The sequence below is a fragment of the Lacimicrobium alkaliphilum genome (genome assembly GCF_002591895.1).
In the GTDB taxonomy this organism is placed as follows: domain Bacteria; phylum Pseudomonadota; class Gammaproteobacteria; order Enterobacterales; family Alteromonadaceae; genus Lacimicrobium; species Lacimicrobium alkaliphilum.
The window spans coordinates 181,382-194,558 of the sequence record NZ_NISX01000004.1 but is presented as its reverse complement, the minus strand read 5'-3'; the positions used below and the strand labels follow the sequence as shown (position 1 = coordinate 194,558).

At 50.2% G+C, this 13,177-nt stretch carries 13 protein-coding genes; 5 read left to right on the top strand and 8 right to left on the bottom strand.

Annotation, left to right across the window (positions count from 1 at the left end):
* Positions 1-365: 365 nt before the first annotated feature.
* The 4 genes from CDA54_RS05650 to CDA54_RS05635 all read right to left on the bottom strand — a co-directional run bounded on the left by CDA54_RS05650 (position 366) and on the right by CDA54_RS05635 (position 5,101).
* Positions 366-1,934, bottom strand: a complete 1,569-nt coding sequence (locus tag CDA54_RS05650) for a beta-N-acetylhexosaminidase (protein ID WP_180237119.1) — start codon at positions 1,932-1,934, stop codon at positions 366-368.
* A 110-nt stretch (positions 1,935-2,044) separates the two neighbouring features.
* The gene (locus CDA54_RS05645) at positions 2,045-3,325 is read right to left on the bottom strand and encodes a mechanosensitive ion channel family protein (RefSeq protein WP_099034024.1); all 1,281 of its coding nucleotides are present in this window, start codon (positions 3,323-3,325) and stop codon (positions 2,045-2,047) included.
* A complete protein-coding gene (locus CDA54_RS05640; RefSeq protein ID WP_099034023.1) occupies positions 3,313-4,218 on the bottom strand; it encodes an acyltransferase in 906 nt (301 codons plus the stop codon). The genes CDA54_RS05645 and CDA54_RS05640 overlap by 13 nt, the downstream gene beginning before the upstream one ends.
* Positions 4,219-4,222: 4 nt before the next feature.
* Positions 4,223-5,101, bottom strand: coding sequence for an acyltransferase (locus tag CDA54_RS05635; RefSeq protein ID WP_099034022.1), 879 nt, complete (start codon positions 5,099-5,101; stop codon positions 4,223-4,225).
* A 74-nt stretch (positions 5,102-5,175) separates the two neighbouring features.
* Between CDA54_RS05635 and proB the strand changes: the two genes are divergently transcribed.
* Positions 5,176-6,297 (top strand): glutamate 5-kinase, encoded by a 1,122-nt coding sequence (gene proB, locus CDA54_RS05630; protein ID WP_099034021.1) that lies wholly within the window; start codon positions 5,176-5,178, stop codon positions 6,295-6,297.
* Positions 6,298-6,465: 168 nt separating this feature from the next.
* Here proB and CDA54_RS05625 read toward each other — a convergent pair whose 3' ends face one another.
* The 4 genes from CDA54_RS05625 to CDA54_RS05610 all read right to left on the bottom strand — a co-directional run bounded on the left by CDA54_RS05625 (position 6,466) and on the right by CDA54_RS05610 (position 10,498).
* A complete protein-coding gene (locus CDA54_RS05625; protein ID WP_099034020.1) occupies positions 6,466-7,662 on the bottom strand; it encodes an Nramp family divalent metal transporter in 1,197 nt (398 codons plus the stop codon).
* A 529-nt stretch (positions 7,663-8,191) separates the two neighbouring features.
* A complete protein-coding gene (locus CDA54_RS05620) occupies positions 8,192-8,614 on the bottom strand; it encodes a YqaA family protein (RefSeq protein WP_099034019.1) in 423 nt (140 codons plus the stop codon).
* A gap of 13 nt (positions 8,615-8,627) precedes the next feature.
* On the bottom strand, positions 8,628-9,311 hold the full coding sequence (locus CDA54_RS05615; RefSeq protein ID WP_099034018.1) for a gamma-glutamyl-gamma-aminobutyrate hydrolase family protein: 684 nt from the start codon (positions 9,309-9,311) through the stop codon (positions 8,628-8,630).
* Positions 9,308-10,498 (bottom strand): AI-2E family transporter, encoded by a 1,191-nt coding sequence (locus CDA54_RS05610; RefSeq protein WP_180237118.1) that lies wholly within the window; start codon positions 10,496-10,498, stop codon positions 9,308-9,310. The genes CDA54_RS05615 and CDA54_RS05610 overlap by 4 nt, the downstream gene beginning before the upstream one ends.
* Before the next feature lie 137 nt (positions 10,499-10,635).
* Between CDA54_RS05610 and CDA54_RS05605 the strand changes: the two genes are divergently transcribed.
* The 4 genes from CDA54_RS05605 to rplI all read left to right on the top strand — a co-directional run bounded on the left by CDA54_RS05605 (position 10,636) and on the right by rplI (position 12,852).
* Positions 10,636-11,529 carry a DMT family transporter gene (locus CDA54_RS05605; protein WP_308427845.1) on the top strand — a complete coding sequence of 298 codons (894 nt, stop codon included), beginning with the start codon at positions 10,636-10,638 and terminating at the stop codon, positions 11,527-11,529.
* A gap of 147 nt (positions 11,530-11,676) precedes the next feature.
* Positions 11,677-12,123, top strand: a complete 447-nt coding sequence (rpsF, locus tag CDA54_RS05600) for a 30S ribosomal protein S6 (protein WP_099034016.1) — start codon at positions 11,677-11,679, stop codon at positions 12,121-12,123.
* Between the two features lie 18 nt (positions 12,124-12,141).
* Positions 12,142-12,369, top strand: coding sequence for a 30S ribosomal protein S18 (gene rpsR, locus CDA54_RS05595; protein WP_062481250.1), 228 nt, complete (start codon positions 12,142-12,144; stop codon positions 12,367-12,369).
* Positions 12,370-12,399: 30 nt separating this feature from the next.
* Positions 12,400-12,852 carry a 50S ribosomal protein L9 gene (rplI, locus tag CDA54_RS05590; protein WP_099034015.1) on the top strand — a complete coding sequence of 151 codons (453 nt, stop codon included), beginning with the start codon at positions 12,400-12,402 and terminating at the stop codon, positions 12,850-12,852.
* The last annotated feature ends 325 nt before the right edge of the window (positions 12,853-13,177 follow it).

The following is a 13,177-nucleotide window of genomic DNA, read 5'->3' as shown; positions in this document are numbered from 1 at the left end:
AACACGGAGCTGTTCATATCTCTCCTGCATCCTGAGTCTGCTGCTGGGTGAACTTAAGCCCAACAGAACCAACAGTATCTTTGATTAACCCGGATTTCGCTTCGCTGCATCCTGGGTACTCTGTATTACCACAGAGCGGCAAGGATTGCAGATAAGAACAGGAGCAGGCCATTCCCGTTTCCATGCCCTCTTATCCCGGTCATTCCCGCGAAGGCGGGAATCCAGAGCCCTTGTCCAATGTTAGTCAAAGGTCACTGGATGCCCAGCAACCATTGAATTAGCAATGTGCTAATCAATAACACCGTGTTATCAAAGGTGCTGGACAGGCCTGAATTGCACTGTCGGGTTAAAACCCGACCTACAGGCTAATCCCAGCTCAGTTCAGGGGCTCTGTAATACTCAATACCCATTTTATCCAGGTGCTGACGCAATGCTGAAAGGCGCTGGGTAAAGGCCTCGTAATTGCGTTGTGGCTGCTTTGTCCAGGATACTTCGGCAATGGCAGCCAGACGCGGCCAGTTACGGTTATCGGCTGTGGCATCATCCGCTACCTTTTCAGACCACATGGGCGCTTCCACACCCACTACCTGTTGATAGCTTTCCGGTGTCAGGCTGTAAACCCGTTCCAGCGGGATCCCCTGCTTGGCACACCAGGTGTAGGTGTCAGGCTGGCCATCATAGTTTCCGTGATCCAGATAGGTGTAGCTGCAAGGCGACAACACCAGGTGAATGCCTTTTTCCAGTGCCGGGGCGATATCATAATCATCATTCCAGAACTGCAGCAGGGAGTTGCCACGTATATCTCCGGCAGAGGCCTCCTCCCAGGCGAGCAGTTTACGATCTAAAGAAGCGACAATCTGATCCACTTTAGTAATGAAATCAGGGAAGGCATCGGCTTCTTCGTTCAATACCTCATCACCTCCTATATGCAGATACTCGGAGGGGAAGATATCGGCCACTTCCCGAAGCACGTCTTCCACAAAGGTGTAAACCACATCGGGTTTTTTACTGGAGCACAAGGCACTGAAACCAACACAGGTGCCGGAGTATGGAGCCAGTCTCGCCGGGCCGACAACATCTTCGCACTGATTTTGCGGTGGATTATCTACCACATCATCGCAGGCCAGATCGTTATAGGCGGCAATGGCTGCCTGAGTATGGCCGGGCAGATCGATTTCAGGAATAATTTCAATCTGATGGCGGGCGGCAAAGGCAACCAGTTCGCGCATCTGAGCCTGGGTATAAAAGCCCCCTCTGTTACCACTCACACTGGTGGTTCCGCCTACTTCAGTCAGTTTTGGCCTGCTCTTAATCTCTAAGCGCCAGCCCTGATCATCGGTGAGGTGTAAATGGAGCTTATTGAGCTTAAAGCTGGCCATACGCTGAATGTGCTGCTTAAGGTATTCCACGCCAATAAAATTGCGCGCCACGTCCAGCATACTGCCTCGCCAGTTGTACTGAGGTTGATCTTCAATCAGCACTTTAGGCAAAACATATTCGGCCTGAGCGGCAGCGGGTAACAGCTGCTTAAGGCTCTGAATGCCGTAAAAGAGTCCGGCATCTGTGGGCGCTGTAAGTGTAATGTTCTGGTCTATATTAAGCCGGTAACCTTCTTCACCCAATGGCAGAGACGGGTCCAGTTTCAGGTTGATGACAGCGTTGTCATTTTCGCTATATTGAATATCCAGCTGGTCCAGCAAAGCCAACAGTGCGGCGGCGCTATCTGGTGCATTGGTATCGGTTGCCACAGTGAGTTCTTTGCTCAGTGTCAGTTCTCCTGCAGCCGGTGTAACAGACTGTGGAAAGGGAACAATGTTCAGCTGTTGTGCCTGTGCTGTTTCCGGCGCTGACGTTTCCCCGCCAGGACTCTGTTCAACATTGCCACATGCGCCAAGCGCAAAGGGCAGAATTAAATAAAGCAGTTTTCTAATCATAATAAGTTTACCTTGACTGTTAGCCATGCCGTAAAGACAGAAAGTAGGTTAAGCCCGGGGCTTCGGGCAATTTTTACCTTACAGCAGCAGGGCAGAGTGTCAAGAAATTGTTAACTTTCTGTGCATTGTTTGGCTGGGGCAGGGGGGGGCGGCTGGTCACTGACCCTTTGGTAGGCGCGAAGTCCGAAGTTGGGCACCATAGCCAGAAAATGATCGAAAATATCAGACTGAACGGCTTCGTATTCCACCCAACTGGTATAGGTACAAAAGCAATAGACCTCCAGCGGCACACCGAGTTCTGTAGGGGCCAGTTGCCTGACCATTAATGTCATATCCTGATGCAGTTTGGGGTGGTGTTGCAGATAACGCAGCATATAGGCCCGCAGGGTGCCTATATTGGTAAGCCGTCTGGCATTGAGCAGATCCTGCTCGGTTATATCGTTGTCTTTGTTGTATTTGGCCAGTTCCTGCTTCTTATCGTTGATATAGCCTTTGATAAAACGGATTTTCTCCCAGTTATCCAGCATTTCCTGGTCACAGAAACGCAGGGTATGAACATCCAGGTAGATTGAACGTTTTATCCGCCGCCCCCCCGATTCCTGCATACCTCGCCAGTTTTTTACTGAGTCACCAATCAATGCATAGGTGGGTACAGTGGAAATTGTCTTATCCCAGTTGCGGATTTTGACCGTGGTCAGGCCAAGCTCCATCACTTCACCATCAGCCCCATACTTGGGCAGGGTGATCCAGTCACCGGTATTAACCATTCGGTTGGCAGCGATCTGAACACCAGCCACAAAGCCGAGGATTGTATCTTTAAATACCAGCAGCAGTATGGCAGTAACAGCACCTAAACCTGACATGATCAGCACCGGTGACTTGCCAATCAGATTGGAGACGATAAGAATAATGGCGATAATTGCCAGGAGCAGCTTGGCCACCTGAATAAAGCCGGTGATGGGCATGCGTCTGGCCATGGTGGAGGCGTTATAGGCATCCTCAACGGTATTGAGAATGGCGCTGAGCATCAGCAGTGAGGTCACCAGAATGTAGATAAATGCGACCTTTTGCAGGAATTCCAGCAACATCGGGCTATGGGAAAACAGCAATGGCACGAGCAGGTAAATCAGCACACCAGGCACCAGATGGGCCGCGCGCCTGAAAAAATTGTGAGACTGCAGCTCGTCGTCCCAGGTGGCCTTGCTGCGTAATATCAGTCGAGTCAGTTTGGTGCTGAGCAGGTAGCGGGTGATCCTGAAGCTGATCCAGCACACTGCCAGTAGTGATATCAGCGCAAATATCGCAAATAGCGTGGAATGAGCCGAAGCCTGAATGCCACAGTAGCTGAGGCTGTCGGCAATAAGTTGAGCCAGATCGGTCAGTTGTTCCATTCGTTACCCGTTAACTCTTGTATGCGTTGATCTTTGCGATGCCAGTACCGGTTTATCCACTGCTGAAAAGAAGCTCTGAATACTGCATCATTCTGATAATCACCAATCATATCAGTATTTACCGGTAGTACCTGAACCTCAATGATCACTTTTTTCAGCCGGCCACAGAGCAAGTCCATCATGACATGGCCATTATTATCCGGGTACACCAGCGTAACATCAATAATATGGCTGAGCAGGTTGTCCATGGTAGCGAGCGTAAAGGCAACCCCACCCGCTTTGGGCGGAAGAAGATGCCGGTACGGGCTGCGTTTGGCGTTATGTTTCTGCTCTGTAAAGCGGGTTCCTTCAACAAAATTTACCATTGTAGTGGGTAATTGCTGAAACTTTTGGCAGGACTTGCGTGTGGCTTCAATATCTTTGCCTTTAAGGTGAGGGTGTCGGGCGACAAATTGTTGGCTGTAGCGGCGCATAAAAGGCATATCTAAGGCCCAGGCGCCGAGGCCGATAAAGGGCACCCACAGTAATTCCCGTTTAATAAAAAACTTAGTGGCCGGAATGCGACCGGTGGCGAAATGCATCAGTACAACAATATCAAGCCAACTGATATGGTTGGCCATCATCAGGTACCAGCCTTTTGCATTAAGCTGGCCCTGCGTATGTATCTGCCATTCTACCTTATTAAACAGGTTGATCAGACTGACGCTGCAAAGGGCAAACCCGGCCATGCAATTGTTCAGCAACCGGTTCAGAAGCTTCGTCAGCGGCGGCACTGGCAAAATTAACTTTATCAGCCCCATCAATACGATGAGCGTTCCCCAGAAAGCCAGGTTAAAACACTGAAGCAAAAAATGAATCGGCAGAAGGACGAAACCCGGCAGAAAACTCAACATGTGATTACAGCTCTTTTTTTAATTGTTCGATGACATTGTCTTTGTGTTGCCAGCGCTGATTCAGCCATCCCTGAAACCTGAACCGCTCGGCCGGTTCGTTAAAATAGTCCCGCGGCGCGATATTCTCCAGTGGCGTGATATCGACCCGTACCTGGATTTGGTTGACACTACCACAGACAAAGTCCCAAAAGCTTGGGGCCCCCTGAGGATAGTGAATGGTCACATCTACCAATTTGTGCAGTTTGTCGCCCATGGCTGAGAGTACAAAGGCAATCCCGCCGGCCTTAGGTTTCAGTAAATGACGAAAAGGGCTCTTCTGGCGTTGATGCTTCTCTGGTGTCCAGCGGGTGCCTTCCACAAAGTTCATCACGCTGACCGGCTTGTATTTGAATTTTTCACAGGCTCTGCGGGTGGTCTCCAGATCCTTGCCTTTAAGGTGAGGGTTTTTGGCCAGATATGACTTTTTAAAACGCTGCATAAAAGGAAAATCCAATGCCCACCAGGCCAGACCCAGTAAAGGCACCCAAATCAACTCTTTTTTCAGAAAAAACTTCAGGAACGGAATCCGTCCGCTAAAAACCCGCTGCAATACCAGAATATCCACCCAGGACTGGTGGTTTGCGATCACCAGATACCATTCTTTCTTTTTCAGCCCGCTCAGCCCCTGAACATCCCAGTTTATAGATGCAGTCAGGTTCTGATTAAGGTTATTCAGCTTGACCCATTGCCTGGCACAAAAATCCAGTATTTGTCCAATCCGGGCGCGCCAGCTGGCAACAGGAATCAGTTTTAGCAGTGACAGGGTGAAAATCGGAGTACACCAAAACACTGTATTGAGCACGTATGCCAGAAAGGCAATGGAACCGGTGATCATCTTACGCATTTTTTCTTGCCTTAAACCGAATAAGCGACGTATTTTATGCCCACCTTAAGGGTTTCTCAAAATCAGATTTCAGAATGCGGCAACAAGGCTCTAATAACCCTATCAGTTTTTCCTGGCAACGGGCAGTCATCAAAGTAGGCAGCGCACTGATATCGCCCCATGGTGATGGGTGCAAAACCGCGTCTTTGCTGGCTCTGGCTCAGTTTGTTAACGAAAGCCGTTCGGCGGGAAAAGAGGTTATTCTGGTTTCATCGGGTGCCGTGGCGGCCGGTAAGAATGCGTTTACGCTTAGCCATTCTCCCACCCTGTCAGAAAAACAGGCCATGGCTGCTGTGGGCCAAACCCGGATGATGGCCAACTGGGCGAGATTATTTGATTCACCCACTGCACAGATTCTGCTGACCCATGGTGATATTCGTAATCGCGATCATTATCTGAATATTAAAGGCACCATCAGAGAGCTATTGGCTCATGGCATGCTACCTGTGATCAATGAGAATGATTCGGTCGCCACCGATGAACTCAAATTTGGTGATAATGACAACCTTGCTGCTCTTGTGGCTCTGGTGGCTGAAGCCGACACCCTGCTTATCTGTACTGACGTTGACGGGTTGTATAATAGCGATCCACGGTCAGATGCTGATGCACAGCTGCTCAGGCGAGTAGAAAAGATTGACCCGCAGATAATGGCGCTGGCGGGCGGCGCGGGCAGCAAGGTGGGTACCGGGGGCATGCAGACGAAATTGCAGGCTGCCAGAAAAGCATCTCACAATGGCATCCAGACCATTATTGCCAATGGCTTTAAGTCTCACACCTTTACACAACTGGCCCGTGGTGTGGTGCCCGGAACATTATTTGTGCCGCCGCTATCCAGAGGCAAAGCCAAAAAGAACTGGTTAATGCACAGTTTACGTGCCAAAGGGTGGGTGTTTATTGATCACGGGGCCGCAGAAGCTATTGCGAACAGGGGCGCCTCTTTGCTGCCGGTGGGAATTACAAAGGTGGAAGGGGGCTTTAATGCCGGTGAAGCGGTAGAAGTTATTTTTCAGCATGAGCCTGTGGCCATTGGGTTGTGTCAGTATGATGCGCGAACCCTGACTGAGATAGCAGGTTTAAACCGTCAGCAAATTGAGCAGCAACTGGGTTACTGCAGTTATTCCGTTGCCATGCACCGGGATGATCTGGTGTTGTTTTAAGACGTATATCGTCGCGCCTTGTAGGGGCGAATTTATTCGCCTGATACTGCCAACCTGACCATGCAGGCCGAATAAATTCGGCCCTACATCAATTTTACCTCTCTGCGATCTCCACATCTCTGCGTTCTCCGTGACTTTGCGGTGAAAATTTTTTCGCGGCTTTTTTATCTAAACCAGTGACCACAGCTTATAACTGCTCAACCCCAGCAATAGCAGGATAATCAGCCCGGCCAGCAGATTCGAGAACCAGCCATTTCTGTGTTCTGCCAGAACCTTTTTCTGGTTCATCAGCCACAGCAGGTAAATGGCAATTATGGGCAATAAAATGCCATTGGCAGCCTGAGCGAAAATAATCAGGGCAACAGGACTGAGTTTTAGTGCCGCGCCAATAGCACCGCACAACAGAATGACAGCCCACACTGTCTTAAATTTATTACTGGCCAGATCCGTAGACCAGCCCATCATTCCACAAACGGCGAAAGCACCAGCCAGTGGCGCGGTGATAGCACTGGTCAGTCCGGCAGCGAACAGGCCGATAGCGAAAAAGTAGTGGGCAAGATTACCCAGCAGAGGCTCCAGTTGCAGAGCCATCTGCGCCGCGTTGATGTCACCGGCAAGCTGGCCAAAAAACGCGGCACTGGCAGTTGAGACGATGGCAAGGGTGATCAACCCGCCGAGTCCTATAGAAAGGCCCGTATCCCATCGGCTCTGGCGGATGGTTTCACCCATATCTGTTGATGCTTTATGCTGCCTGGCCAGGACGCTGGAATGTAAAAACAGGTTATAAGGCACAATGGTGGTGCCGATCAGAGCCAGTACGGTTGTGACCGAGCCAGCCGGGAAGCTGGGGATCAGCAAACCACTGAGCAGCGCGGGGATATCGGGCCGGGCAATGATCATGGTGGTGATAAATACCAGTGACATCAGCAACACCAGAGCGATAAGACTTTTTTCCAGTACCTGGTAATGACCACTGAATAACAGCAGCCCTGCAATGAGGGTTAACAGGGTGCTCCAGGTGCTGATTTGTGCGCCGAGTAGCGCCTGAATACCCATGGCCGCACCGGTCAGGTTGCCGGCTTCATAGGCTGCACTGCCTATACCGATCGCACTGATCACCAGTGCCATGCACAGGTACTTCTGCCATCCTGAATTGAGTGTTTTTCGCAGCGACTCGGCCAGGCCCAGGCCTGTTGCCAGACCAAGTCGGGCAGCCATGCCCTGCAACACCATGGTGGCGATCACGGAAAATAGCAGCGTCCACAGCAGAGTGAAGCCAAAGTTGGCTCCGGCCATACTGGCTGTGGTAATAGTACCGGGTCCGATAAAGGCGGCGGTTACAAGCAGTCCTGGTCCTAAGCGCATGAAAAAGCATCCGAATCTACTCAAACAGGAGAGCAGGATAACACCGGTGTGTGAAATAAGGGATGGTAGAAAGTAAAAAGCCCCGTAACGGGGCTAATATCCTTTTACTCTGAGTCAATACTCACTCTGAGCAACGGATCGTCTAGTACAGAGATTCGCCAGTTCTGAGAGGCTTCTTACGCAATTGTAAAGGTCGTACTGAAGCCTCGCGTCTATTGCGGAAATGTTTTGTATTTTTACCCTTGTCCTGTGCAAGGGAGTACAGCAATAAAACGAGAATGGCAGCGAAAAGTAATGTAAGCAAAATCATGTTTAAATCCTTTCTAAACTGAATGCTGTGAGTGTATTCAGCACGGTTATATTAACAGTGCGTCTGATTTTTGAGTGTGACAGTATAGTGAATTTTTAGCGAAGACGACAGGGATTCAACGAAACATATTTTGTTTGTAAGAGGAAACCTGACTTTGCGCTTGATTGTATCGCTAAAAAGCGTATTTCCGAATATGCTGATGAGTAACCAGAGTGTGATTTAAATGGCGGTGGAAAAATAAAATACCAGAATATATCGTACGCCTTTACCCAGCCCCACCAGAATAAGAAATGGCAGTATGCGTACTTTCATCACTCCGGCAATAAAGGTTAATGCATCTCCGCCGACCGGTAACCAGGAAAAAGCCAGGCTCCACACTCCATAGCGCTGGTACCACTTCTGTACCCGCTCAATCTGTGATTCTTTAAAGTAGAACCATCGGCGATCCTTAAAGTGCAGCAGATATTTACCCAGCACCCAGTTTACCACCGCACCGAGGGTATTCCCCAGTGTCGCCACCAGAATCAGCAGCGCTGCGGGTTCGCCCTGACGGGCCAGGGTGAACAGCACCACTTCCGAATAGAATGGTAAAAAGGTGGCAGCGAGGAAGGCCGAAGAAAACAACACCAGATAAGAGATCATTATGCTCAGGTCTTTATGTACCGGACTGGTGAACCAGCCATTTGAACAACTTGGTCTGATTGATCATATAGGGCAGGTATTCAGGGTGCCACTGTACGCCGAGGACATGAGGAAGTGCATTGCTTTCAATGGCCTGGGTAAAGCCATCCGCATCGGTAGCACTGATGCTGAAGTTCTCAGCCACCTCACTGATCGCCTGATGGTGGATACTGTTAATCAGCAACCGTTCATGTTCAACAATGCGGTGTAGCATACTATCCGGTTTTATAAACAGCGTTTTACCCGGATGGAGCAGTGTGCGGTTAGATGTCAGCTTGCGCTGATCTTTGATATCCCTGAACAGCGTTCCTCCCAGCCGCACATTAATAAGTTGGCAACCCCGACAAATGCCCATTACAGGTAGTTGCTTTTGCAGGACAAAGTCCAGTACCTGATACTCTAAATTGTCTCTGGGCACATCGTATTGCTGTCCGGGTTCAGCCTCCTGCCCGTAGAGTTCAGGGCACAGATCGGTACCACCACTGATCAGCAGTCCGTCAAGCTTGTCCAGGTCAACATCATGGCGGGTACTGATCCTCGTCGCTTCACCTCCGGCGCGGCGAATAGCGAACGCCATCGCCCACCAGGGGGGGCACCAACGCCCCGAATGCGTTGTTATTCCTATAAGTGGTGGTGTTGTAGGCTTTGCCAGATTCATTGTCTTCCATCGCTATTTTCTGATGCGGAGACAGTACCGAGCCGGGTCGTCATAATCTGGCTTATTTGTTTCCAGCCCAGGGTGTCAGCCACTACAAAAATGACTGTCAGTAAGGGCACGCCAAGGATGGCTCCAATCGGGCCCCATAGCCAGCCCCAGAAGATCACTGCAACAAACACCACGATAGGGTTAATTCGCAGGCGGATACCGTGTACTACCGGGTCAACAATAAAACCAAAGAGGGTGGAGAGCACCAGAAATCCGACGGGGGCCATGAGTATCTGCCAGAGCTGCTGGTCACCCTGGGTAACAGAAATCAGTAGCAACAGCGCACTGACAATACTCATGCCTACATAAGGAATAAGCCGCAGTACCGCTATCAATACAATCCAGATCCAGGGCATGGGAAAATCAATCAGCCATAGCAGCACACTGGAAATCGCTCCCAGAGTGAGGTTGATTAACATGACCGCGCCCAGATAATAACCGGTTTCAGTGCGCAGGCGGCTGAATAGCCTGATAATTCTTCGTCGTTGTTGTCGCTCCTTTGCCAGCTTCACCATATTCATCACCAGATCGCCGCCATTAGTAAGCAGAAACAAAGTCAGAACCAGAATCAGCAAGGTACTGCCTGCGCCCTGTTGTATATTGGTGAGCAGAGTGTCAGGCCAGGTTCGCTGCTCCACCATGACCGGAGCCTGTTGTTCAGAGCTGATCACGTCTTCTACGGCTTCGGAAACTTTTTCAGAGGTTTTTTCTACCGAATCCTTCACCTGTTGCAATGTTCCGACCATTTCCTGGTCCAGATGCATCAGGCTTTCAATTTTTTCCGGCGCAGTGGTCAGCCAGCCGCCTATGGCCGGCAGCATTAACCACACGGCACCCAGTAACAATGAACAACTGAGTAACAGCATAATCAGGCTGGAAAGGACTTTGGGTATGCCGATTTTCATCAACCGGCTGACCGGTGGTGACAGGGTCAGTGCCAGCATCAGGGATACGGTAACCGGCAGCAAAAAACCTCTGGCCAGGTATAACGTGGCGACGATAACCACGAGCATAACGAAAGGCTGGCCACCGAATGTTCTGGATTGTGTTTGTTGGCTGATAATCTGTTCTCCCTTAAGCGCCCCTTGCCTTGTGCAACAGACAGTTTGCCAGTCTACCCAAGTATTGTTAATCCCCATAGTGCAGGATCCAGCGCAAGATAAAAGAGTCTTAGCCGCAGCACTTTGGGAGTTTGTCCCATTCATTTCTGGATTTGGCTGATAAACCTCTCTATCCTGCCGCCCGCTCAAATCTAAACCTCATTAACCGGATACTTATGATTGGTGAAATCGCGGCATTAAGTACAGCCTGTTGCTGGGCGGTAGCGGCCAGACTGTTCAGGCAATTAGGCGCAAGTTATTCGCCACTGGCACTGAATTTCTGGAAAGGGCTGGTGGCTATTCTGATTCTGTTGCCTCTGACCCTGGCCATGCCAATGCAGGTCGAGTTGTCACAGGTGGATATACTCTGGCTGCTTATAAGCGGTGTTATCGGCATAGGTCTGGGGGATACCTGTTTTTTTCAGTCTCTGAACAAAATTGGAGACAGCCAGTCGTTATTGGTGGCGGAAACCCTGGCGCCAATCTTTACTGCACTGCTGGCCATGGCCTGGATAGCCGAATGGCTGAACTGGCAGCAATGGCTGGGTATCGCGCTGGTTATCCTGTCTGTGGATATGGTGATTAAGTTAAACCGGCGTGATCAGACAAAGATCTTTGAAGCCACCGGTTATATCTATGCGGCACTGGCCGCCCTGTGCCAGGCGGTGGGCGCAGTGATCAGCCGCGATATTCTCACTTCTACCGGTATCGATGCGGCCAATGCCAGTCAGATTCGCCTGCTTGGCGGTATGGCTATTATTATTGTATTGATGTTGGGGATGCGTCAGCGTTGGCTGCCCAAAAGTGACAACCCCAAACGCACCTGGATGGTATTTTGTGCCGCTACGCTGGTGGGAACCTTCGCCGCGTTATATCTGCAGATGGTAGCCTTTACTCATACCAAGGCTGCTGTGGTGCAAACTCTGTTCGCCACCAGTGTTATTTTATCGTTAGGGATCGCCTGGTTGCTGAAAGAACGCATTCATCGCCAGGCATTGCTGTGGTCGTTGCTGGCTCTGGTGGGTGTCGCTGTATTGGTGGCCGCAGATTCCCCGACCGTGGCAGCCTGATACGATCATCAGGTGATCGACATAATTGCTTGTATCGTTTGCCCGCTTTATATACAATGCGCGCCCTTGACTCAGCCATACACCTTCGTTCCTTGCCTTAAGCAGACCGGCTGAGCTGCAATAGGCTATAACCGTAAGGAGCTTTTAATGCGTCATTACGAAATCGTATTTATGGTTCATCCGGACCAGAGTGAACAGGTTCCAGGTATGATCGAACGTTATACCGGAATCATTACTAATGCCGGTGGCCAGATCCATCGTCTGGAAGACTGGGGCCGTCGCCAACTGGCTTACCCCATCGAAAAACTGCACAAAGCACATTATGTGCTGATCAATGCTGAAGCCAATGCTGAAGCCATTGAAGAGCTGGAAACGGCATTCCGTTTCAATGATATTGTTCTGCGTAATCTGATTATGCGCACTAAAACTGCAGATACAGAACCTTCCCCTATGGCCAGAGAAGAGCGCCGTGAAACAGGTGGTCGTGATGAACGCCGCGATTCAGGTGAGCGAGATGGCCGTGATTCAGGTGAAAGAGAAGATCGTCGCGAAAGCCGCGAAGACAGCTCTGCTTCTGAAGCTGCTGCAGAATAATAGATTAGGAGACTTAATATGGCTCGTTTTTTCAGACGTCGTAAATACTGCCGCTTCACCGCGGAAGGCATCAAGCAGATCGATTACAAAGATACTGCCTTGTTGAAAAACTACATCACTGAGAGTGGTAAAATTGTACCCAGCCGTATCACGGGTACCAGTGCCAAATATCAGCGTCAGTTGTCAACTGCTATCAAGCGTGCGCGCTTCCTGGCATTGTTGCCTTACACTGATTCTCACAAGTAATCGTTGGCGTATTATTAAGAGGTAGCAAAGATGGAAATCATTCTACTAGACAAAATCGCCAACCTGGGCGGTTTGGGTGACCAAGTCACCGTAAAATCAGGTTATGCCCGTAACTTCCTGTTCCCTAAGGCTAAAGCCGTACCGGCTACGAAGGCGAATATTGAGAAGTTTGAACAGCGTCGCGCTGAGCTTGAAGCGAAAATCGCCGAAGAGCTGGCGGCCGCTGAAGCCCGTGCAGCAAAAGTTGCTGAGCTGGCTGAAGTGACCATCGCAGCTCCTGCCGGTGAAGAAGGTAAGCTGTTCGGTTCTGTTGGTACCAAAGACATTGCCGATGCACTGACCGCGGCCGGTGTTGAAGTGGCTAAAGCTGAAGTTAAGCTGCCACTGGGCACACTGCGTGAAACCGGTGAGTTTGAAATTGACCTGCAACTGCATTCAGACGTGCATGCTCAGGTGAAAGTGAAAATTATCGCCGAAGCGTAAACGCTTAAAGTGATTTTCGCCGGGGAATGCTCCCTGCAACCCCGGCATACGACCGCCAGGGAAGGCGGAAGTGCAGGTTATGCAGGAGCAATTACCTGCCCGTCCATCCATGGACATCGCCGGAAAAATGTTCCCGACATTTCCGGCATACCGTCCATCCATGGACATAAAAAACCGCCTGATGGCGGTTTTTTTGTGCGCCACGTTCATGTAGCTCTACAGACCAGACACGAAAAGAAATGTTTACCACAGAGGCACGGAGGGCACAGAGATGTGAAGGGGTTAAACCTTTCAACCCTCTGTGGTTAATCTTATCTTTTTCAAA

Excerpts from the sequence above, each read along its gene's own strand:
- CDA54_RS05650 (WP_180237119.1), bottom strand. The coding sequence starts at position 1,934 with ATGATTAGAAAACTGCTTTATTTAATTCTGCCCTTTGCGCTTGGCGCA.
- CDA54_RS05645 (WP_099034024.1), bottom strand. The coding sequence starts at position 3,325 with ATGGAACAACTGACCGATCTGGCTCAACTTATTGCCGACAGCCTCAGC.
- CDA54_RS05640 (WP_099034023.1), bottom strand. The coding sequence starts at position 4,218 with ATGTTGAGTTTTCTGCCGGGTTTCGTCCTTCTGCCGATTCATTTTTTG.
- CDA54_RS05635 (WP_099034022.1), bottom strand. The coding sequence starts at position 5,101 with ATGCGTAAGATGATCACCGGTTCCATTGCCTTTCTGGCATACGTGCTC.
- proB (WP_099034021.1), top strand. The coding sequence starts at position 5,176 with ATGCGGCAACAAGGCTCTAATAACCCTATCAGTTTTTCCTGGCAACGG.
- CDA54_RS05625 (WP_099034020.1), bottom strand. The coding sequence starts at position 7,662 with ATGCGCTTAGGACCAGGACTGCTTGTAACCGCCGCCTTTATCGGACCC.
- CDA54_RS05620 (WP_099034019.1), bottom strand. The coding sequence starts at position 8,614 with ATGATCTCTTATCTGGTGTTGTTTTCTTCGGCCTTCCTCGCTGCCACC.
- CDA54_RS05615 (WP_099034018.1), bottom strand. The coding sequence starts at position 9,311 with ATGAATCTGGCAAAGCCTACAACACCACCACTTATAGGAATAACAACG.
- CDA54_RS05610 (WP_180237118.1), bottom strand. The coding sequence starts at position 10,498 with ATGGGGATTAACAATACTTGGGTAGACTGGCAAACTGTCTGTTGCACA.
- CDA54_RS05605 (WP_308427845.1), top strand. The coding sequence starts at position 10,636 with ATGATTGGTGAAATCGCGGCATTAAGTACAGCCTGTTGCTGGGCGGTA.
- rpsF (WP_099034016.1), top strand. The coding sequence starts at position 11,677 with ATGCGTCATTACGAAATCGTATTTATGGTTCATCCGGACCAGAGTGAA.
- rpsR (WP_062481250.1), top strand. The coding sequence starts at position 12,142 with ATGGCTCGTTTTTTCAGACGTCGTAAATACTGCCGCTTCACCGCGGAA.
- rplI (WP_099034015.1), top strand. The coding sequence starts at position 12,400 with ATGGAAATCATTCTACTAGACAAAATCGCCAACCTGGGCGGTTTGGGT.